The sequence below is a fragment of the Priestia sp. Y58 genome (genome assembly GCF_029522095.1).
Lineage (GTDB): Bacteria > Bacillota > Bacilli > Bacillales > Bacillaceae_H > Priestia > Priestia megaterium_E.
The window spans coordinates 363,018-384,912 of record NZ_JAKWFL010000001.1 but is presented as its reverse complement, the minus strand read 5'-3'; the positions used below and the strand labels follow the sequence as shown (position 1 = coordinate 384,912).

General features: G+C 39.9%; 18 protein-coding genes and 1 pseudogene. All 19 read left to right on the top strand.

The window, feature by feature from the left end:
• Positions 1-73: 73 nt before the first annotated feature.
• The 19 genes and pseudogenes from rseP to MMB68_RS01945 all read left to right on the top strand — a co-directional run bounded on the left by rseP (position 74) and on the right by MMB68_RS01945 (position 21,853).
• Positions 74-1,333 carry an RIP metalloprotease RseP gene (gene rseP / locus MMB68_RS02035; RefSeq protein ID WP_277548114.1) on the top strand — a complete coding sequence of 420 codons (1,260 nt, stop codon included), beginning with the start codon at positions 74-76 and terminating at the stop codon, positions 1,331-1,333.
• Between the two features lie 105 nt (positions 1,334-1,438).
• Positions 1,439-3,136 (top strand): proline--tRNA ligase, encoded by a 1,698-nt coding sequence (locus tag MMB68_RS02030; protein WP_050689625.1) that lies wholly within the window; start codon positions 1,439-1,441, stop codon positions 3,134-3,136.
• 118 nt (positions 3,137-3,254) lie between these two features.
• Positions 3,255-7,565 (top strand): PolC-type DNA polymerase III, encoded by a 4,311-nt coding sequence (locus MMB68_RS02025; RefSeq protein ID WP_277548112.1) that lies wholly within the window; start codon positions 3,255-3,257, stop codon positions 7,563-7,565.
• Between the two features lie 364 nt (positions 7,566-7,929).
• Positions 7,930-8,400: a ribosome maturation factor RimP gene (rimP, locus tag MMB68_RS02020; protein ID WP_013084764.1), complete on the top strand. Its 471-nt coding sequence runs from the start codon at positions 7,930-7,932 to the stop codon at positions 8,398-8,400.
• Positions 8,401-8,437: 37 nt separating this feature from the next.
• The gene (nusA, locus tag MMB68_RS02015) at positions 8,438-9,550 is read left to right on the top strand and encodes a transcription termination factor NusA (protein WP_013058839.1); all 1,113 of its coding nucleotides are present in this window, start codon (positions 8,438-8,440) and stop codon (positions 9,548-9,550) included.
• A gap of 13 nt (positions 9,551-9,563) precedes the next feature.
• Positions 9,564-9,845 (top strand): RNase P modulator RnpM, encoded by a 282-nt coding sequence (gene rnpM, locus MMB68_RS02010; protein WP_013058838.1) that lies wholly within the window; start codon positions 9,564-9,566, stop codon positions 9,843-9,845.
• Complete coding sequence (locus MMB68_RS02005; protein ID WP_013058837.1) at positions 9,845-10,144, top strand: YlxQ family RNA-binding protein; 300 nt, start codon at positions 9,845-9,847, stop codon at positions 10,142-10,144. The genes rnpM and MMB68_RS02005 overlap by 1 nt, the downstream gene beginning before the upstream one ends.
• A gap of 22 nt (positions 10,145-10,166) precedes the next feature.
• Positions 10,167-12,035, top strand: a pseudogene (gene infB, locus MMB68_RS02000) (translation initiation factor IF-2); the annotation flags it as partial.
• Positions 12,032-12,310, top strand: a complete 279-nt coding sequence (locus tag MMB68_RS01995) for a DUF503 domain-containing protein (protein ID WP_013058835.1) — start codon at positions 12,032-12,034, stop codon at positions 12,308-12,310. The pseudogene infB and the gene MMB68_RS01995, both read left to right, overlap by 4 nt.
• A 14-nt stretch (positions 12,311-12,324) precedes the next feature.
• On the top strand, positions 12,325-12,690 hold the full coding sequence (gene rbfA, locus MMB68_RS01990) for a 30S ribosome-binding factor RbfA (protein ID WP_013058834.1): 366 nt from the start codon (positions 12,325-12,327) through the stop codon (positions 12,688-12,690).
• A 92-nt stretch (positions 12,691-12,782) separates the two neighbouring features.
• Entirely contained in the window at positions 12,783-13,700 is a 918-nt protein-coding gene (gene truB, locus MMB68_RS01985) for a tRNA pseudouridine(55) synthase TruB (protein ID WP_221784438.1), read from the top strand.
• A gap of 28 nt (positions 13,701-13,728) precedes the next feature.
• Positions 13,729-14,685, top strand: coding sequence for a bifunctional riboflavin kinase/FAD synthetase (gene ribF / locus MMB68_RS01980; RefSeq protein ID WP_221784437.1), 957 nt, complete (start codon positions 13,729-13,731; stop codon positions 14,683-14,685).
• A 149-nt stretch (positions 14,686-14,834) separates the two neighbouring features.
• A complete protein-coding gene (gene rpsO, locus MMB68_RS01975; protein WP_013058831.1) occupies positions 14,835-15,104 on the top strand; it encodes a 30S ribosomal protein S15 in 270 nt (89 codons plus the stop codon).
• A gap of 168 nt (positions 15,105-15,272) precedes the next feature.
• Complete coding sequence (gene pnp, locus MMB68_RS01970) at positions 15,273-17,399, top strand: polyribonucleotide nucleotidyltransferase (protein WP_264408520.1); 2,127 nt, start codon at positions 15,273-15,275, stop codon at positions 17,397-17,399.
• Between the two features lie 142 nt (positions 17,400-17,541).
• Positions 17,542-18,522 carry a polysaccharide deacetylase family protein gene (locus MMB68_RS01965; RefSeq protein WP_013058829.1) on the top strand — a complete coding sequence of 327 codons (981 nt, stop codon included), beginning with the start codon at positions 17,542-17,544 and terminating at the stop codon, positions 18,520-18,522.
• Positions 18,523-18,550: 28 nt separating this feature from the next.
• Positions 18,551-19,795 (top strand): M16 family metallopeptidase, encoded by a 1,245-nt coding sequence (locus tag MMB68_RS01960; protein ID WP_277548109.1) that lies wholly within the window; start codon positions 18,551-18,553, stop codon positions 19,793-19,795.
• A 98-nt stretch (positions 19,796-19,893) separates the two neighbouring features.
• The gene (locus tag MMB68_RS01955) at positions 19,894-20,160 is read left to right on the top strand and encodes a YlmC/YmxH family sporulation protein (protein WP_016765372.1); all 267 of its coding nucleotides are present in this window, start codon (positions 19,894-19,896) and stop codon (positions 20,158-20,160) included.
• Positions 20,161-20,348: 188 nt separating this feature from the next.
• Positions 20,349-21,248, top strand: coding sequence for a dipicolinic acid synthetase subunit A (gene dpaA, locus MMB68_RS01950; RefSeq protein WP_013058826.1), 900 nt, complete (start codon positions 20,349-20,351; stop codon positions 21,246-21,248).
• Entirely contained in the window at positions 21,248-21,853 is a 606-nt protein-coding gene (locus MMB68_RS01945; RefSeq protein WP_013058825.1) for a dipicolinate synthase subunit B, read from the top strand. Before dpaA ends, MMB68_RS01945 begins: the two co-directional genes overlap by 1 nt.
• Positions 21,854-21,895 lie beyond the last annotated feature (42 nt).

Sequence of the window (21,895 nt, the reverse complement as noted above, 5' to 3'; positions counted from 1 at the left end):
GTGCGAGAGAAGCCACTCACTTATTTCAGGTGGGTGGAGATTTGACTCTATTACATGAAGGGGGTAATACCCATTGAACACAGTCATTGCGTTTGTCGTCATTTTTGGAGCTCTTGTATTCTTTCATGAGCTTGGTCATTTAGTTTTTGCAAAGCGTGCAGGCATCTTATGCCGTGAGTTTGCCATTGGGTTTGGTCCCAAAATCTTTTCATTTAAACGAGATGAAACAGTTTATACCATTCGCTTGCTTCCTCTAGGTGGATTTGTTCGAATGGCTGGAGAAGACCCAGAAATGATCGAAGTAAAGCCTGGTCAAATGGTGGGCCTCATGTTTGATAAGGAAGGCAAAGTAAATAAAGTCATTATTAATAACAAGGAACAGCATCCAAATGCAAAAGTTATTGAGGTAGAGCAAGCAGACTTAGAGCATAATCTATTTATTTCAGGTTATGAAGAAGGTGAAGATGAACGTCTGAAAAAATTTGATGTAGCAGAAGAATCTTACTTCGTTATGGACGGAGAAGAAATTCAAATTGCACCTTACAGCCGTCAGTTTGCTTCTAAAACTCTTGGTCAGCGTGCGCTAGCCATCTTCGCTGGTCCGCTAATGAACTTTATATTAGCCTTTGTTATTTTTATCGTTCTTGGGATTTCTCAAGGATATGTTGTTGACAAACCCGTGATGGGCAAATTAACATCAGATGGAGTAGCCGTTGATGCGGGACTCAAACAAGGAGATAAAGTTCAAGCAATTGATGGACAAAGTGTTTCAACGTGGGATGATGTCGTAAAAGTAATTCAAAAACATCCTGAACAGCAAATTACATTCACGGTTCAGCGCGGCGGCAAAACGCTAGATATTCCGATTACACCTGAAAGTCGCAAAGTTGGGGAACAGACAATTGGATTAATTGGCGTATATGCACCGGTTGAAAAGTCATTCATTGGTTCGATCACGCACGGAGCTACTGAGACATATACGTGGATGAAAGAAATCTTAACGGGTCTAGGGAAGCTTGTGACAGGACAGTTCAAACTGGATATGCTTTCTGGTCCTGTAGGTATTTACGCAGCAACCGATCAAGTAGCACAGTCAGGCATTTATTATCTAATGAAATGGGCAGCCGTTTTAAGTATTAACTTAGGGATTGTCAATTTGCTTCCACTTCCTGCTTTAGATGGAGGACGACTATTGTTCTTCGCTGTAGAAGGCATTCGCGGTAAGCCAATTGATCGTCAAAAAGAAGGCATTGTTCATTTTATCGGTTTTGCTTTATTAATGCTGCTGATGCTTGTTGTAACGTGGAACGATATTCAAAAGTTCTTTTTATAAGACATACGCTCAGCGAGGGATATTCCCTCGCTGATTATATGAAAATTGCGGCATGGTCCGCCTTAAAAAAATAAGATAGAGAAGTAAGCAAAGAGGTGCGAGGTTATGAGACAAAGTTCTACATTGATTCCTACATTAAGAGAAGTGCCAGCTGATGCGGATATAAAAAGCCATCAGCTTCTATTGCGCGCAGGTTATATGCGCCAAAATGCAAGCGGCGTGTACAGCTTTTTACCGCTTGGTAAGCGCGTATTGCAAAAAGTTGAACAAATTGTTCGTGAAGAGATGGACCGTGCAGGTTCTGTCGAATTATTAATGCCTGCTTTACAACAAGCTGAATTGTGGCAAGAGTCTGGCCGCTGGTATTCATACGGACCTGAGTTAATGCGTATGAAAGATCGTCACGGCCGCGAATTTGCTTTGGGAGCAACACACGAAGAAGTTATCACAAGCTTGCTTCGTGACGAAGTGAAGTCATACAAACGTTTACCGCTAAATTTATATCAAATTCAAACGAAGTTCCGCGATGAAAAACGTCCACGCTTTGGCTTATTACGCGGTCGTGAATTTATTATGAAAGATGCATATTCGTTTCATGCTTCTCAAGAAAGTTTAGATGAAGTATATGATAAAATGTTTGCTGCCTACAGCCGCATCTTTGAGCGCTGCGGATTAAATTTCCGTGCGGTTATCGCTGATTCAGGTGCAATGGGCGGAAAAGATACGCATGAATTTATGGTTCTTTCTGAAATCGGGGAAGATACAATCGCTTATTCAGATACATCTTCTTATGCAGCAAATGTTGAAATGGCACCGGTTGTAAATACGTATGAAAAATCAGGTGAAGCTGAAAAAGAATTAACAAAAGTGGAAACACCAAATCAGCATAGCATTGAAGACGTAGCTGCTTTCTTAAATGTTGAAGCGACTTCTTGTATCAAGTCTCTTTTATTTAAAGTAGATGATCGTTTTGTGCTTGTACTTGTTCGCGGGGATCACGAAGTAAACGATATTAAAGTGAAAAACTATTTTGAAGCTTCCGTTGTTGAACTGGCAACTCCAGAAGAAACAAAAGAAGTATTAAAATGCGCAGTTGGTTCAGTAGGACCGATTGGTGTAAGTGATTCAGTAGAAGTGGTAGCTGATCATGCGGTAAAAGCAATTGTTAACGGTGTATGCGGAGCAAATGAAGAAGGTTATCACTACACAAATGTAAATGAACGTAACTTTAATGCAACTTACGAAGATTTCCGCTTCATCCAAGAAGGGGATCAGTCACCGGATGGACAAGGCGTTATCAAGTTCGCTAAAGGTATTGAAGTGGGCCACGTCTTTAAACTAGGAACTCGCTACAGTGAAGCGATGGGGGCAACGTATCTAGATGAGAACGGACGCAGCCAGCCAATGATTATGGGCTGCTATGGTATCGGTGTTTCTCGTACAGTAGCTGCGATTGCAGAACAATTTAATGATGAGAACGGTCTTCTATGGCCAGAAGCTGTTACGCCTTATCAAGTGCACGTTATTCCAGTTAACGTGAAAAATGATGAACAGCGTGAACTAGGTGAGAAATTATATAATGAGTTATTAGATAATCGCTTTGAAGTGCTGTTAGATGACCGCCAAGAGCGTGCAGGAGTAAAATTTGCAGATTCAGATTTAATTGGTCTTCCTGTTCGAGTAACAGTTGGTAAACGTGCATCTGAAGGAATTGTAGAAGTAAAAGTACGTAAAACTGGGGAGTCATTAGAAGTGTCAGTTGACAATCTTGTTTCAACAGTGAAAGAACTGCTAGCGAAGTAATGAAGCAGCGGGGATTTGTATCCCTGCTGTTTTTATGTTTATAAACAGAACATATGACAGAATAGAAGTCATTTATGTTAAAATAGATTGCACTCATTTATAAAAGGAGGCAGAAAACTTGGAAGCACAAACGCTAGGAAAAAAAGAGCGTTTTAAGTTGCTGCTGCAGCAGTTAGAGCTGACGAGTGATCAAATTGTTCCTTACTTTGAAAACGCAGCGATTGAAAAGCTCGTCATTCAGAAAGAACAAAAAAAATGGCATTTCCATTTTTCTTTAGAAGGGTTATTACCTTTTGAGATTTATGAGTTATTCCATGCTCGCATGTCTTCAGCTTTTTCTCATATTGCGAGTGTTTCTTTTTCTATTCAAACCGTTAATAAAGAATGTAGGGAAGAGCATGTACAGTCATATTGGAAGCATTGTATTGGAGAAATGCAGGGCATATCTCCCCTTTTACAGTCGCTTTTACAAGATCAAATGCCGAGATTGAACGGTGCCAAATTGATTGTGAACGCACGACATGATGCAGAAGGAACGGCTTTACGTAAAAAGTATAGTCAGTTAATTGCTGATCAGTATGCGTCCTATGGGTTTCCAAACCTTCAGCTAATGACGGAAGTTGTACATTCAGAAGAAGCATTTCAGCAGTTTGTAGAGCAACGAAAACAAGAAGATACAGAAAAAGTATTACAAGCCATCACAGAAATGCAGAATAAAGAAAATGAAAAAAGTGATGGACCAGACCTACCAAAAGGTCCGCTTACAATTGGATATACGATTAAAGACGAGACGGTTCGCCTGGACTCCATTGTGGATGAAGAAAAGCGAATTGCCGTTGAAGGATACGTATTTGATGCAGAAACTAGAGAATTACGAAGCGGACGTACGCTTCTTATTTTTAAAGTGACAGATTATACAAACTCTATTATGGTTAAAATGTTTTCACGTGACAAAGAAGATATTCCTTTACTTCAAGCAATTAAAAAAGGAATGTGGGTAAAGGTTCGCGGAAGTGTACAAAACGATACATTTGTCCGTGATCTAGTTATGATTGGAAATGATGTCAACGAGATTACCGGTCCCGCTAGACAGGATACAGCGCCTGAAGATGAAAAGCGTGTGGAACTTCACTTGCATACGCCAATGAGTCAAATGGATGCCGTTTCATCTGTTGGAGCTTTAGTCGGACAAGCCAAAAAATGGGGACATCCGGCTGTAGCGATAACTGATCACGCGGTTGCACAGTCGTTTCCTGAAGCGTATGGAGCCGGGAAAAAGAACGGTATTAAAATACTGTACGGAGTGGAAGTCAATTTAGTAGACGACGGCGTTCCGATTGCCTATAATCCGCAGCATGTGGATTTGACAGAAGCAACTTACGTAGTATTTGACGTGGAAACAACCGGTTTGTCAGCCGTATACGATACGATTATTGAACTTGCTGCCGTGAAGATGAAAGAAGGCGAAATCATCGATCGATTTGAACGGTTTGCAAATCCTCATCATCCTCTGTCTGCAACAACAATTGAACTGACGGGTATTACAGATGATATGGTCCAAAATGCGCCTGAAATCTCAGAAGTACTTCGGGATTTTCACGAGTGGATGGGCGACAGTATTTTAGTCGCTCATAATGCAAGCTTTGATATGGGATTTTTAAATATGGGACTGCAAAAAATCGGATTAGAAAAAGCAGTCAACGGCGTTATTGATACGCTTGAACTCGGAAGATTTTTGTATCCGCATATGAAAAACCATCGTTTAAATACTCTTGCTAAAAAGTTTGATATTGAACTTGTGCAGCATCACCGCGCGATTTATGATGCGGAAACAACAGGCTATTTGTTAAATAAAATGCTGAAAGATGCATTTGAACGCGAAATTACGATGCACGATCGCTTAAATGATTATATGGGAGAAGGGAATGCATATCAGCGGGCCCGTCCTTATCATGCTACGCTTTTAGCACAAAACGACGTAGGTTTAAAAAATCTATTTAAACTCGTTTCGATTTCTCATTTAAATTACTTTTATCGAGTTCCGCGAATTCCAAGATCTCAGCTCGACAAATATCGAGAAGGCATCTTGATTGGAACCGCATGTGACCGGGGCGAAGTATTCGAAGGCATGATGCAAAAAGGAATCGATGAAGTAGAAGGAGCAGCTGAATTTTATGATTACATCGAAGTGCAGCCTCCTGACAACTACAAGCACTTAATTGAACTAGATTTAGTGCGAGATGAGAAAGCTTTAAAAGATATTATCAGCAATATTGTGAAGCTTGGTGAAAAGCTTGGAAAGCCGGTTGTAGCAACAGGAAATGTTCACTATCTCAATCCGGAAGACAAAATTTATCGAAAAATTTTAATTGGTTCACAAGGCGGGGCTAATCCGTTAAACCGTCATCAGCTGCCGGATGTTCACTTTAGATCAACGGATGAGATGCTGAATTGTTTTTCATTTTTAGATGGGGACAAAGCGAAAGAAATTGTTGTTCATAATACGCAAAAAATAGCGGATATGATTGACGATATTAAACCAATTAAAGATGATTTATATACGCCGAAAATTGAAGGTGCAGACGAAGAAATGCGTGAAATGAGCTATGCGATGGCACGCAGCATTTACGGTGAAGAGCTGCCTGAAGTAGTAGAAGCTCGTCTAGAGAAAGAGTTGAAAAGTATTATTGGCCACGGGTTTGCCGTTATTTACTTGATCTCGCATAAACTCGTTAAAAAATCCTTGAATGATGGTTACTTAGTTGGTTCACGTGGTTCCGTAGGGTCTTCATTCGTTGCGACGATGACGGAAATCACAGAAGTAAACCCACTGCCGCCGCATTATGTTTGTCCAAAATGTAAGAAATCCGAGTTTTTTAATGACGGTTCCGTTGGTTCCGGATTCGACTTGCCGGACAAAAGCTGCGACGATTGTGGCGTACCATTTATTAAAGATGGACACGATATTCCGTTTGAAACGTTCTTAGGATTCAAAGGTGACAAAGTTCCCGATATCGATTTGAATTTCTCCGGAGAGTATCAGCCGCGAGCTCATAACTATACAAAAGTATTGTTTGGAGAAGATAATGTATACCGCGCGGGAACAATCGGTACAGTAGCCGAAAAAACAGCTTATGGCTATGTAAAAGGCTATGCTGGTGACCGTGATTTACATTTACGAAACGCAGAAGTGGATCGTTTAGTAGCAGGATGTACGGGCGTAAAACGTACAACTGGTCAGCATCCAGGGGGGATTATCGTTGTGCCGGACTATATGGATATCTTCGATTTTTCACCGATCCAGTTTCCAGCTGACGACCGTAATTCCGAATGGAGAACAACTCATTTTGACTTCCATTCGATTCATGATAATTTATTAAAACTTGATATACTCGGACACGATGATCCGACCGTGATTCGCATGCTTCAAGATTTAAGTGGAATTGATCCAAAAACGATTCCGACGGATGATCCTGAAGTGATGAAAATTTTTAGCGGAACGGAATCACTTGGCGTAACAGAAGAGCAAATTATGTGTAAAACAGGAACGCTTGGCATACCTGAATTTGGAACGCGCTTTGTGCGTCAAATGTTAGAAGATACGAAACCAACGACGTTTTCAGAGCTTGTTCAAATCTCGGGACTGTCGCACGGGACGGACGTATGGCTTGGTAATGCGCAGGAGCTAATTCGCAATGATATTTGCAACTTAAGTGAAGTAATTGGCTGTCGTGATGACATCATGGTTTATCTAATTTATCAAGGTCTAGAACCTTCACTTGCCTTTAAAATTATGGAATCTGTGCGTAAAGGAAAAGGGCTAACACCTGAATTTGAAGAAGAAATGATCAAAAATGGTGTTCCGGACTGGTATATTGATTCTTGTAAAAAGATTAAGTATATGTTCCCTAAAGCCCATGCGGCTGCTTATGTATTGATGGCCGTGCGTATTGCTTATTTCAAAGTGCACCACGCGCTTCTTTATTACGCAGCATACTTTACGGTTCGTGCAGATGACTTTGATATTGATACGATGATCAAAGGCTCAACTGCCATTCGAGCGAAGATGGAAGAAATCAATGCCAAAGGTTTAGATGCATCTCCTAAAGAGAAAAACTTATTAACGGTGCTTGAGCTTTCTTTAGAAATGTGCGAACGAGGCTATTCATTTAAAAAAGTAGATTTATATGAATCGAGCGCGGACGAATTTTTAATTGACGGAACGTCTTTAGTTCCACCGTTTAATGCTATTCCCGGTCTTGGCACAAATGCAGCGCTGAACATTGTAAAAGCTCGTGAAACGGGAGAGTTTTTATCGAAAGAAGACTTGCAGCAGCGAGGCAAAGTATCGAAGACGATTTTAGAGTATCTAGACAACCATGGATGCCTTGAATCATTACCTGATCAGAACCAGCTTTCTCTTTTCTAACATTTGCATAAAATAAGCGGTTATGATATAGTAATTGTGGAAATGCTAAGGATACGGACGAGAAAGAGTGGGGAAACCCGCTCTTTCTTATTGATATGAACTTACTGACATAGTAAGTAGTATGGAGAACGAATCGGCTTCTAGCATGATTCGTTTTTTCTGTAGATTTTCAATCACCATGATTGATTTATTATGTGACGTTTAAAATCCTGCAACACAAATGACAACATTTCCACTCTAGTAGGTTAGACCTCTTATAGAGTGCAAAATAAAAATAGCAAATAAACCACTCTTTTTTGATATAAGAGACATAAAAAACGCGTAACCTAAACATACCATGCAATGTCTCGAAGGGAGGATTAGAATGAGTAAAAATGTAAAACAAACAGTGGAAGAAATGGTTTCCCCTATCTTGGAGGAAATGAATTTAGAGCTTGTTGAAATTGAATACGTAAAAGAAGGAAAAGATTGGTTTTTACGTGTGTTTATCGACTCTGATACCGGCGTGGATATCGAAGACTGCGGAGCAGTAAGTGAAAAATTGAGTGAGAAAATGGATGCAGTAGATCCAATCCCTCATAACTATTTCTTAGAAGTGTCATCGCCTGGTGCGGAACGCCCATTAAAAAAAGATAAAGATTTTGAACGTGCAATTGGTAAGCATGTATACATAAAAACATATGAACCAATTGAAGGTGCAAAAGAATTTGAAGGCGAATTACAATCATTTGACGGAGAAACTGTCACATTATCTATTCGTATCAAAACACGCACAAAAACGGTGGTTTTACCATATGACAAAGTCGCTTTTGCTCGATTAGCGATTGTATTTTAATGTGTAGGGGCCAATATTAAAGGGGGATTATCCAACGATGAGCAGTGAGTTATTTGATGCCTTAGTCATTCTTGAAAAAGAGAAAGGCATTAGCAAAGATGTAATTATTGAAGCAATTGAAGCAGCGCTAATTTCTGCTTACAAACGCAACTTTAACCAAGCGCAAAACGTACGCGTTGATTTAAATTTAGAAAGAGGTTCAATGCGCGTGTTTGCTCGCAAAGATGTGGTTGATGAAGTATATGATCCACGCCTGGAAATTTCGGTTGAAGAAGCACAAACAATCAACCCTAACTTTCAGCTAGACGATGTTGTAGAAATCGAAGTAACGCCAAAAGACTTTGGACGCATCGCGGCTCAAACAGCAAAACAAGTTGTTACACAGCGTGTTCGTGAGGCGGAACGAGGCGTTATCTATTCAGAGTTCAGCGATCGCGAAGAAGATATTATGACAGGTATTGTTCAGCGTCAAGATTCTCGCTTCATCTATGTGAGCCTTGGCAAAATTGAAGCATTGCTTCCTCAAAGCGAGCAAATGCCAAATGAGCAGTATAAACCTCATGATCGTATTAAAGTGTATATTACGAAAGTAGAAAAAACAACAAAAGGCCCACAAATCTATGTTTCACGTACGCACCCAGGTCTTTTAAAACGTCTTTTCGAAAAAGAAGTACCGGAAATCTATGACGGTACAGTTGAATTAAAATCAGTAGCTCGCGAAGCTGGAGACCGTTCAAAAATCTCTGTTCATTCTGAGTATGCTGAAGTAGATCCGGTCGGTTCTTGTGTTGGGCCAAAAGGTCAGCGCGTACAGGCTGTTGTAAATGAACTAAAAGGTGAAAAAATTGACATCGTTCGCTGGTCAAATGACCCAGTTGAATTTGTTGCCAATGCCCTAAGTCCATCTAAGGTAGTAGATGTGATTGTAGATGAAAATGAAAAAGCAACAACTGTTATCGTTCCTGACTATCAGCTGTCACTTGCAATTGGTAAACGTGGACAAAATGCACGTCTAGCTGCTAAGCTGACAGGCTGGAAAATTGATATTAAAAGTCAATCAGAAGCTGAACAAGAAGGTATGGTTGTAAAAAACAGCGATGATATGCTAGTAAGTCAACATGCATTTGATTCAGATGAAGATATGGAATAAGAGGTGAGCCAAGGTGAACAATCGTAAAAAAGTCCCGATGCGAAAATGTGTGGCCACTGGAGAAATGAAGCCTAAAAAAGAGCTAGTACGCGTTGTACGCTCAAAAGAAGGCGACGTTTCAGTTGATGTAACGGGTAAAAAGTCCGGGCGCGGAGCTTATGTAAGCAAGGATAAAGAAGCAATTTTATTGGCAAAAAAGAAAAATGTGCTTTCGACACATTTAGGCGCGTCAATAGATGAAGCGGTTTATGAAGAGTTGCTAGCGCTTGTAGAAAAGGAGAAACAGTCACGCTAATGAATGAACAATGGATCTCCTTTTTAGGGCTTGCAAACCGTGCACGCAAATTGATTTCTGGAGAAGAACTTGTGGTTAGAGAAGTTCGGAAACAAAAAGCAAAGTTAGTACTTTTAGCAAGCGATGCGTCTGAAAACACAAAGAAAAAAGTAACGGATAAATGTTCTTACTACAATGTTTCGGTTAAAATCGTTCCCGATCGCTACACGCTAGGTCAAGCGATTGGTAAGGATGCTCGAGTTGTGGTGGCCGTTATGGACGAGGGATTTGCTAAAAAGCTAGCAACGATGCTCGGTTAATTTTATGGGGGTGAAAGTATTGAATAAAAATACAAAATCAACAGCTAACAAAGGAAACAATAAAGGTAACAAAAAGCCACAGGCACAAAAGTCACAGGCACCAAAAGGTAGACCAGCTCCAGCAGCTGCAAAAGAGTTACCGGAAAAAGTAACGTTTGTCGGAAGCTTAACGGTTTCTGAGTTAGCAAAAGAATTAGGCAAAGAGCCTTCTGAAATTATTAAAAAACTATTTATGCTTGGTGTAATGGCAACAATTAACCAAGAGTTAGATAAAGATTCTATCGAACTAATTGCCGGAGAATACGGTGTAGAAGTTGAAGAAGAAGTAGTAGTAGATGACACTGCTTTTGAATCATTAGAAATCATTGATGACGAAAAAGACCTTCAAGTGCGTCCTCCAGTTGTTACAATCATGGGTCACGTTGACCACGGTAAAACGACGCTTCTTGATTCTATCCGTAACACAAAAGTAACGGCTGCAGAAGCAGGCGGTATCACGCAGCATATCGGTGCTTATCAAGTTGTGGTTGACGAAAAGAAAATTACATTCCTTGATACACCAGGGCATGCTGCATTTACAACGATGCGTGCTCGCGGTGCGCAAGTAACGGATATTACAATCCTTGTTGTTGCAGCAGACGATGGTGTAATGCCTCAAACAATTGAAGCGATTAACCATGCAAAAGCAGCAGAAGTGCCAATTATTGTTGCGGTTAACAAAATGGATAAAGAAGCAGCAAATCCAGATCGCGTGATGCAAGAACTAATGGAGCACGGCCTTGTAGCTGAAGAGTGGGGCGGAGAAACAATCTTCTGTAAGCTTTCAGCCATTTCAGGTGAAGGGATCGATCAATTGCTTGAAATGATTTTACTTGTAAGTGAAGTAGAAGAGTTAAAAGCAAATCCTAACCGTCGTGCAGCAGGTACAGTTGTAGAAGCACAGTTAGATAAAGGCCGTGGGTCTGTAGCAACGCTTCTTGTTCAAACTGGTACACTACGCGTAGGTGATCCAATCGTAGTCGGAAATACGTTTGGCCGCGTTCGCGCAATGGTAAATGATATCGGCCGCCGTGTGAAGGAAGTAGGACCATCTACTCCGGTTGAGATTACTGGCTTAAACGAAGTTCCGTTAGCTGGAGATCGTTTCTTAGTGTTTGAAGATGAGAAAACAGCTCGTCAAATTGGAGAAGCACGTGCTCAAAAGCAGCTTGAACAACAGCGCGGTGAAAAATCTCGCGTAAGCTTAGATGATTTATTTGAAAAAATTAAACAAGGTGAAATGAAAGACTTAAACCTTATCGTAAAAGCAGACGTACAAGGTTCTGTAGAAGCATTGGCTGCTGCTCTTCAAAAGATTGATGTAGAGGGTGTAAATGTTCGTATTATCCATACGGGTGTAGGTGCGATTACAGAATCTGATATCATTCTTGCAACTGCTTCTAACGCAATCGTTATCGGCTTTAACGTGCGTCCGGATGCTGGAGCAAAACGTACAGCTGACGTAGAAAACGTAGATATTCGTCTTCACCGCATTATTTATAAAGTAATTGAAGAAATTGAATCTGCGATGAAAGGAATGCTTGATCCTGAATTTGCTGAAAAAATCATCGGTCAGGTGGAAGTACGTCAAACATTCAAAGTATCAAAAGTTGGTACAATCGCAGGAAGTTACGTAACAGACGGTAAAATTACGCGTAACAGTGGAATTCGTTTAATCCGTGACGGAATTGTTATCTTTGAAGGTGAAGTAGATGTGCTAAAACGCTTTAAAGACGATGCAAAAGAAGTCGCTCAAGGATATGAGTGTGGTATTACAATTAAAAACTTCAATGATATTAAAGAAGGAGATATTATTGAAGCATATGTAATGGAGCAAATTGATCCTAAATGATTGGACTAGTGGAGTGTGAATGCTTAATTTACGACGCTGCTTCTCTTAAAGAAAAACGTGCCGTGCTTCAGCGCATCTTGATGCGCTTGAAGCAGCGGTTTAACGTATCAGTTTCAGAAACTGATTTTCAAGATGTGTGGCAACGAACAAAAATTAGCATTGTCGCAGTCTCATCTAGCCGTGTCACAACGGAACAAGAACTGCAAAAAGCGCTAAGCTTGATTGATTCTTTTCCAGAGATTGAACGTACCATTACAACTTTTGATTGGTTATAAAAGGGGTGACACAGATGAACATAAGAGCAACTAGAGTCGGAGAACAAATGAAAAAAGAGATGGGCGAGATTTTAAATCGTAAAATCAAGGATCCGCGCATTGGTTTTGTGACTGTAACAGATGTTCAAGTATCAGGGGATTTACAGCAAGCGAAAGTTTATATCTCTGTTTTAGGAGATGCTGAACAGCGTGAGAATACGTTAAAAGGCCTTGCGAAAGCAAAAGGATTTATCCGCTCAGAAATCGGTCAGCGCATTCGTTTACGTAAAACACCTGAAATTACGTTTGAGTTTGATGAATCAATTGATTATGGTAATCGAATTGAATCATTGCTTCATGAAATTAAAAAAGAAAGCGATGACCATCAAGAGAACGAATAAGATCAGTGAATGTAGAAACAAAAAAGGGTGTCTCAAAAGTGGTTTTTGCTTCTGAGACACCCTTTTTTAAATGAAAAGGAGATGAAGAATGAGTGGACGGTGTTTTAGTTTTACATAAACCAGCTGGCCTGACTTCGCACGACTGTGTGTTTAAAGTCCGAAAGCTGCTTCGCACTAAAAAAGTAGGGCATACAGGCACATTAGACCCAGACGTTACAGGGGTATTGCCTATTTGTATTGGTAGAGCTACCAAAATTGTAGAGTATCTAACAGGAGCTACTAAAACCTATGAGGGAGAAGTGACACTCGGATTTTCTACAACAACAGAAGATTCTTCCGGAGAGATTGTAGAAGAAAAGAAAGTAGTGGATTCTTTTTCACGTGCTCAAATCGAAGAAGTGCTGTCTTCGATGACAGGAGAACTTCAGCAAGTGCCTCCAATGTACTCCGCGGTAAAAGTCAAAGGTAAAAAGCTGTATGAATATGCAAGGCAAGGAATTGAAGTAGAGCGCCCTGTTAGAAATATTCATATTTATAGCTTTGAACTGCTGGATGATCGCGCTACATTTGAGGGAGAACAAATTTCCTTCAAATTCCGCGTAACGTGCAGCAAAGGTACATATGTGCGAACGCTTGCTGTGATGATTGGAGAAGCTCTTGGCTATCCGTCTCATATGTCTTATTTGCAGCGAACGGGTTCAGGGCAGTTTTCACTAGAAGATTGTGTGACATTTGAAGATATTGAACGGGCGGTAGAAGAAGAAACGATTAATGAGAAACTGCATTCGATCGAAGAAGCTCTTAATCATTTGCCGAAACTTCAAATTAGTGATACATTAGCAGAGAAAGTGAAAAATGGCGCGGTATTGCCGTGCACAGAAGATGAAGAGTTAAAAAAGGAACCATTCTTTTTAATGATAAATTCTGCAGGCAAGTGCTTAGCAATTTATGCTCAGCACCCAACGAAAAAACATTTAATGAAGCCGGTTAAAGTGTTGGCAATCGACTAGACCGGTTAGGGAAAAGGTGAACTGTGTTTTGGAAACGATTGAAATTCGACATCCACACCACTTTCAACGAGAAGCTGTTCAACAATCAGTGTTAGCGCTTGGTTATTTTGATGGTGTGCATTTAGGGCATCAGCAAGTGATAAATTCAGCAAAACAGTTAGCCGATGAAAAAGGCATAGCTAGTGCTGTGATGACGTTTACTCCTCACCCTTCTGTGGTGCTCGGGCGCAACGTGCAGCACATTGATATGATCACACCACTTCAAGAAAAAAAGAAACTCATTGAGGAAATGGGAATTGACTTTTTATATATCGTTCATTTTGATAAACAGTTTGCAGCACTATTGCCTCAAGAGTTTGTTGATCAGTATATTATTGGCTTGAATGTGCAGCATGTGGTAGCTGGATTTGACTATACGTATGGAAAGTTAGGTAAAGGAACAATGGAAATACTACCATTTCATTCTCGATCAAAATTCACTCAAACAACAATTGATAAGTTAACAAATGGCGAAGAAAAAATTAGTTCAACGCTTATTCGCGAAAATTTAGCAAATGGAGACATGCATCGAGTAAAAGAGCTGCTTGGGCGCTATTATGAAGTGTCAGGCACAGTAACTCATGGAGAAAAGCGAGGCAGGCAAATAGGTTTTCCAACTGCTAATATCGCCTTAGACGATGAGTATTTACTTCCGCGCATCGGCGTGTATGCTGTTGAGCTTCAGCTCCACGGCAAGTGGTATGCAGGAGTATGCAACGTGGGCTATAAGCCGACTTTTCACGATAATTTAGAAAAGCCAACAATCGAAGTCCACTTATTATCATTTGACGAACAAATCTACGATCAGCACGTAACGGTGAAATGGCACCGAATGATTCGGTCAGAAAAAAAGTTCAACGGCATCGAAGAGCTTGTCGGTCAGATCTCAAAGGACAAGGAAGAAGCCCTTGCTTATTTTGAAGGAATTCAAAAGCATAAGAAATAAAAAAATATATATAAATAGCTGCTACGACTTGCTTTTTGCTTCAATAAGTAGTAACATAACACTTGTATGTAAAACAACCATTGCTTGGCATTACGATTCACCAACGTTTTGCTCGGTAACTGGGGTTTAATAATAAGGAGGTGAATAGGATGGCTATCACACAAGAGCGTAAAAATGAAATCATTAGTGAGTACAAAACTCATGCGAACGACACTGGTTCTCCAGAAGTTCAAATCGCTGTCCTAACAGAGCAAATTAACAATCTAAACGGTCACTTACGTACTCATAAAAAGGATCACCATTCACGTCGTGGTCTTTTAAAAATGGTAGGTCGACGTCGTAACTTACTTAACTACCTACGTAACAAAGACGTTACTCGTTATCGTGAGTTAATCAACAAACTTGGTTTACGTCGATAATAAGAAGAAAGCGGGAGCATTCCCGCTTTTTTAGTATGTACATTTAAGAAACATTAAAGATGCTACATAATGTGAAAAAAGCTATTGTTTTTGGATATTTCGTTTATAATAAAACTATCACATTTGATTACATACATATTTTATATGTAGAGAGGGGTACTCGTCGATATGGAACAAGAAAAACGAGTGTTCTCCGTAGATCTAGCTGGACGAAAGCTAGAAGTTGAAGTTGGCCAGTTGGCAAAACAAGCAAATGGCGCAGCATTAATCCGCTATGGAGACACAGTTGTATTAAGTACAGCAACGGCTTCAAAAGAGCCTAAAAATGTAGATTTCTTCCCGTTAACAGTAAACTATGAAGAGCGTTTATATGCAGTCGGTAAAATCCCAGGTGGATTCATTAAGCGTGAAGGCAGACCAAGTGAAAAAGCAATCTTGGCTAGCCGTTTAATCGACCGTCCGATTCGTCCTTTATTCGCAGATGGTTTCCGAAACGAAGTTCAAGTTGTCAGCGTTGTAATGAGCGTAGATCAAAACTGTTCTTCAGAAATCGCGGCAATGTTCGGCTCTTCATTAGCATTATCAGTATCTGATATTCCATTTGAAGGTCCTATTGCAGGCGTAATCGTAGGCCGTGTAGACAACGAATTTGTTGTAAACCCAACGGTAGATGAGCTTGAAAAAAGCGATATTCATCTGACGGTTGCTGGTACAAAAGACGCGATCAACATGGTTGAAGCAGGCGCGGATGAAGTACCGGAAGAAGTAATGCTAGAAGCAATTATGTTTGGACACGAGCAAATTAAAAAATTAATTGCGTTCCAAGAAGAAATTGTAGCAGCAGTAGGCAAAGAAAAAGTAGAAGTTGAGCTTTACACTGTTGATGCTGACCTTGAGCGTCAAGTTCGCGAAATTGCAGAAGGTGACATGAACCGTGCCGTTCAAGTTCAAGAAAAGCATGCGCGCGAAAATGCGATTAAAGAAGTGAAAAGCGCAGTAGCTGCAAAATTTGAAGAGCAAGCTGTAGAAGAAGAAGTACTAAATCAAGTGAATGAAATTTTATCGAAGCTTGTTAAAAGTGAAGTGCGTCGCTTGATCACAGAAGAAAAAGTGCGTCCTGATGGCCGTAGTATTGACGAAATTCGTCCACTTTCTTCTGAAACAAACTTGCTTCCTCGTACACACGGATCTGGATTATTTACGCGTGGACAAACTCAAGCGCTTAGCATCTGTACATTAGGTGCACTTGGCGATGTACAAATTTTAGATGGTTTAAGTGTAGAAGAATCTAAACGCTTCATGCATCACTATAACTTCCCTTCATTTAGTGTTGGTGAAACTAGACCGATGCGCGGACCAGGTCGTCGTGAAATTGGACATGGTGCGCTAGGTGAACGTGCACTTGAGCCGGTTATTCCAAATGAAAAAGATTTCCCTTATACAATTCGTCTTGTATCTGAAGTATTAGAGTCAAACGGTTCTACTTCACAAGCAAGTATTTGTGCAAGTACGCTTGCAATGATGGATGCTGGGGTTCCAATTAAAGCACCTGTAGCAGGGATTGCCATGGGTCTGATCAAATCAGGTGAACACTACTCGATTCTAACGGACATTCAAGGAATGGAAGATCACCTAGGAGATATGGACTTTAAAGTAGCAGGCACAGAAAATGGCGTAACTGCGCTTCAAATGGATATTAAAATTGACGGGTTATCTCGTGAAATTTTAGACGAAGCCCTTCAACAAGCAAAAAAAGGCCGTATGCAGATCTTAAATCATATGATGTCAACGATTGCTACGCCTCGTCAAGAGCTTTCTCAGTATGCGCCTAAGATCCTTACAATGGCGATTAACCCTGATAAAATTCGTGATGTTATTGGACCAAGCGGTAAGCAAATTAATAAAATCATCGAAGAAACAGGCGTTAAAATTGATATCGAACAAGATGGTACAATCTTCATTTCTTCTATTGATCAGCCAATGAATGAAAAAGCGAAGAAAATCATTGAAGATCTTGTACGTGAAGTTGAAGTCGGCCAAATGTACTTAGGAAAAGTAAAACGAATTGAAAAATTCGGTGCATTTGTAGAAATCTTCAGCGGAAAAGATGGGCTTGTTCACATTTCAGAGCTTGCAGAAGAGCGTATTGGAAAAGTAGAAGACGTTGTATCGATTGGCGACGAGATTTTAGTTAAGGTTATGGAAATTGATAAACAAGGCCGCGTTAACTTATCTCGTAAAGCAATTTTAAAAGAACAAAAAGAAAAAGAAGAAAAAGCAAAAGAAACAAAATAATCTTCTTTTACTACTATATAGATATTGTGAAATCGTCCATACATGAAGAAAATCCATGTGTAGGGCGATTTTATCGTTTGTAGATGTTTGTTCTACCTTGTCCTCTTTATACATATTTTAAATGGTAAAGGGGGAAGGATAAGTGAAGAGAACCATTGTGCAATTTACAGCATTTCTATTTTTACTGGCAATTACATATAAATCTATTTATAATCCTTTTGCTGAAGCATATATAGAAGCACTTAAATCCGATGTACAACTTGTATCTGCTCAGCATGATGCGTTATATCAAAAGATTGAAGAAAAAGCAAAAGATTATGAAAAGCCAGCAGCGAATGCACGAATCGATCCCGTTTGGAAACGGGTTCCTGGCTATAACGGCATAAAAGTTGATCTTGCTGCTTCTTATAAAAATATGAAACCTGCGGGTAAATTTGATGAAAAAAAACTAGTGTACAAACAGGTTAGACCAAAGGTTCACTTGAGTGATTTACCACAGGAACCTATCTACCGTGGACACGATGAAAAGCCTATGGTATCGTTTACAGTGAACGTAGCATGGGGGAACGAGTATTTGCCTAAAATGTTAGAAGTGCTAAAAAAGCACCATGCTAAAGCAACCTTCTTTTTAGAAGGAAAATGGGTTAAAAATAATCCAGATATGGCAAAAATGATTGTAGACGCAGGGCATGAAGTAGGAAACCACTCTTATTCTCATCCTGATATGGCCACTTTATCGGCTAGTCAAATCAATCAGCAGCTTAAAAAAACGAATGATATTATTACATCTACTACGGGACAAAAAGTAAAATGGTTTGCTCCGCCGAGCGGCAGTTTTCGCCCCGAAGTAGTAACGCTTGCTTCTCAGTTAAAAATGAGTACCATCATGTGGACAGTTGATACAATCGATTGGCAAAAGCCAAGTTCAGAAGTGTTAATTAATCGAGTAATGAAAAAGATTCACCCAGGGGCTATTGTACTGATGCACCCGACTGAATCAACGGCCGAATCGCTTGACCAATTGTTAACCGATATTGAACGCAAAGGCCTGAAAGTTAGCGATGTGTCAACAATGCTAGATGAAGAACGAATGATGAAAATACCTTCTTCTACTAAGAAGTAAGTGAGATAAGCAAAAGGGAGGCACTAGCTTGATAAAACGATATACGTGCAAAAATGGTGTAAGAATTGTATTGGAAAATATCCCAACTGTTCGATCTGTGGCCATTGGGGTTTGGATCGGAACGGGTTCTCGAAGTGAACACCCTGAAATTAATGGTGTATCACATTTTCTTGAACATATGTTTTTTAAAGGAACAAAAACAAGATCTGCTCGTGAAATTGCAGAAAGCTTCGACCGCATTGGCGGACAAGTAAATGCATTCACTTCTAAAGAATACACGTGCTACTATGCAAAAGTATTAGACGAACACGCAGATCAAGCGCTAGATGTGCTGGCGGATATGTTCTTTAATTCTTCATTTGATGAAGAGGAATTAGCTCGTGAAAAAAATGTGGTATACGAAGAAATTAAAATGTATGAAGATACACCTGATGACATCGTACACGATTTATTAGGAAAAGCCGTATATGGAAACCATCCATTAGGCTATCCAATTTTAGGAACGGAAGAGACGTTAAAAACATTTAACGGTGATTCGCTTCGTCAGTATATGGAGCAAATGTATATTCCCGAAAACATCGTTATTTCAGTAGCTGGAAACATTGATGAAAGTTTTATTCAACAGGTGGAAAACTATTTTGGTACATATACGTCAAGTCATTCCGCTCATCAATATGTTCAGCCAGAGTTCCATACAAATCATATTGCGCGCAAAAAGGAAACAGAACAAGCTCATCTTTGCCTTGGCTTTAAAGGTTTGCCAATCGGCGGAGAAGATGTATACAGCTTAATTGTATTAAATAACGTGCTTGGCGGAAGCATGAGCAGTCGTTTGTTCCAAGAAGTCCGCGAACAGCGCGGCTTGGCTTATTCTGTTTTCTCTTATCATTCTTCTTATCGAGACAGCGGTCTTGTAACGATTTATGGGGGGACGGGAAGCCATCAGCTCGACGTATTATATGATACGGTTCAAGAAACGCTTTATGACCTGAAAGACAAAGGTATTACGGATAAAGAACTTGCTAACAGCAAAGAGCAGCTGAAAGGAAACTTAATGCTGAGTCTTGAAAGTACAAATAGCCGTATGAGCAGAAACGGAAAAAATGAGTTAATGCTAGGCTATCACCGTTCATTAGATGAGATTTTAGACCTTGCTAATGCCGTGACTAAAGATAGTGTAAATGGTCTTGCGCGAGATATTTTCAAAGATGAATTTGCTCTTTCATTAATAAGCCCAAGTGGAGATTTACCTAAAGGTTTTAAAGGAAAGTAAACAGTAACAGTAAGGTTGGCTAAAATAATTGAGCCAGCCTTATTTTTTTGTCATTTTTTGTATGGTTGTTCAATAAATTAGATGAAAGGAGGGATACTATGAGATTAAGCGAACTGAGTGGAAAAGAAATTGTAGATGTTAAGCGAGCAGAACGTTTGGGTATTTTAGGGCAAACAGATCTTGAAATCAATGAACATACGGGACAAATTAATGCGCTTATTATTCCATCTGTGAAGTGGTTTGGGTTTCGAAAGCAAGGAGATGAAGTGCGAGTGCCGTGGGGGAATATCGAAAAAATTGGTACAGATATGGTGATTGTAAATGTCCAGCAGCTAGAAGACATAAACAATCAGTCAACAAAATAAGAAACGAGATGCTTCCTGCATCTCGTTTCTTTTATTTTCCGGGATAAAGATTCACCGATTCCTGTGTGTTTACATAGTATGTTGGAGAAAAGCAATAGGCATTCTAGGGCGTAATGATAGCACTTTACATCTCGATGGTTTAAGCGAAAGATACATCTATTTAATGTTAAAGAAGGTGAAAATGAAACATGTTAACGGATTTGCACATAGCTGTAATTGGCGGTGATGCTAGGCAGCTTGAAGTCATTCGAAAATTAATTCAATTAGATGCAAAAACCTCTCTTATTGGTTTTGATCAGCTAGATCATGGTTTTACAGGTGCGACGAAATATCAGATAGAGGAGCTGGATTTTTCAGATGTTGACGCCATCATCCTTCCAGTGCCTGGAACAAATCACGAAGGGCAAGTAGATACTATTTTTTCAAATGAAAAAGTAGTGCTGACTGAAGAAATACTTAAAAAAACGCCTGAGCACTGCATTATTTATTCGGGTATTAGCAATGGGTATTTAAACGAATTAGTCAAAACGACAAACCGTAAACTCGTTCAGCTATTTGAGCGTGATGATGTAGCAATTTATAACTCTATTCCTACTGTTGAAGGTACCATCATGCTTGTTATTCAACATACGGATTTTACTATTCACGGTTCAAATATTTCTGTCCTAGGTTTAGGGAGAGTAGGAATGAGTGTGGCGAGGTCCTTTGCTGCACTCGGTGCCAATGTAAAAGTAGGAGCTAGAAAATCTGAACATTTAGCACGTATTGCTGAAATGGGTTTGCAACCTTTTTATCTTTCTGAACTCGATAAAGAAATTGCTGATAGTGATATATGTATTAACACCATTCCATACCCCATTTTAACGGCTAAGACATTATCTAATGTCCCGACCCATGCGCTCATTATTGATTTAGCTTCAAAGCCTGGAGGAACCGATTTCCGCTATGCAGAAAAACGGGGAATTAAAGCTATTTTAGCACCTGGTCTTCCAGGAATTGTGGCTCCAAAAACAGCAGGTCAGATTGTCGCTAATGTATTAGTGAATTTATTAAAAGACGCTGCGGATGCGAGAGAGGAGAAAAAATAATGTCATTAAAAGGTAAAAGAATAGGATTCGGCTTGACAGGATCTCACTGTACGTATGATGCGGTTATGCCAGAAATTGAAAAGCTTGTTAATTTGGGAGCAGAAGTGTTACCGGTTGTTTCTTACACTGTACAATCCACAAATACTCGTTTTGGAGATGGAGAAGACTGGGTGAAGAAAATTGAGGAATTAACAGGTCACGCCGTCATCAATACAATTGTAAAAGCAGAGCCTTTAGGACCAAAAATTCCGCTTGATTGTATGGTGGTTGCCCCAATTACTGGGAATACGATGAGTAAGTTTGCAAATGCAATGACTGAATCTCCGGTACTCATGGCAGCTAAAGCAACGCTTCGTAATAATAAGCCGGTGGTACTGGGAATTTCGACTAATGACGCACTAGGGCTAAATGGTGTAAACTTAATGAGGCTAATGGCGACTAAAAATATTTATTTTATTCCATTTGGTCAAGATGACCCGGTGCTTAAGCCGAATTCAATGGTAGCGCGTATGACGATGTTATCAGACACGGTGTACGCAGCGCTTGAAGATAAACAGATTCAGCCTGTTATTGTCGAAAGGTTCCGCGACGGTCAAGAGTCATAGGACATATATGCCTCTTGCTGTTGCATGAATCTATTCAATACT

Bases quoted from the DNA above. Each gene is read 5' to 3' on its own strand.
- nusA (WP_013058839.1), top strand. From the start codon at position 8,438: ATGAGCAGTGAGTTATTTGATGCCTTAGTCATTCTTGAAAAAGAGAAA.
- dpaA (WP_013058826.1), top strand. From the start codon at position 20,349: ATGTTAACGGATTTGCACATAGCTGTAATTGGCGGTGATGCTAGGCAG.
- MMB68_RS01945 (WP_013058825.1), top strand. From the start codon at position 21,248: ATGTCATTAAAAGGTAAAAGAATAGGATTCGGCTTGACAGGATCTCAC.
- MMB68_RS01955 (WP_016765372.1), top strand. From the start codon at position 19,894: ATGAGATTAAGCGAACTGAGTGGAAAAGAAATTGTAGATGTTAAGCGA.
- MMB68_RS02030 (WP_050689625.1), top strand. From the start codon at position 1,439: ATGAGACAAAGTTCTACATTGATTCCTACATTAAGAGAAGTGCCAGCT.
- MMB68_RS02005 (WP_013058837.1), top strand. From the start codon at position 9,845: ATGAATGAACAATGGATCTCCTTTTTAGGGCTTGCAAACCGTGCACGC.
- rimP (WP_013084764.1), top strand. From the start codon at position 7,930: ATGAGTAAAAATGTAAAACAAACAGTGGAAGAAATGGTTTCCCCTATC.
- pnp (WP_264408520.1), top strand. From the start codon at position 15,273: ATGGAACAAGAAAAACGAGTGTTCTCCGTAGATCTAGCTGGACGAAAG.
- MMB68_RS01995 (WP_013058835.1), top strand. From the start codon at position 12,032: ATGATTGGACTAGTGGAGTGTGAATGCTTAATTTACGACGCTGCTTCT.
- rbfA (WP_013058834.1), top strand. From the start codon at position 12,325: ATGAACATAAGAGCAACTAGAGTCGGAGAACAAATGAAAAAAGAGATG.
- rpsO (WP_013058831.1), top strand. From the start codon at position 14,835: ATGGCTATCACACAAGAGCGTAAAAATGAAATCATTAGTGAGTACAAA.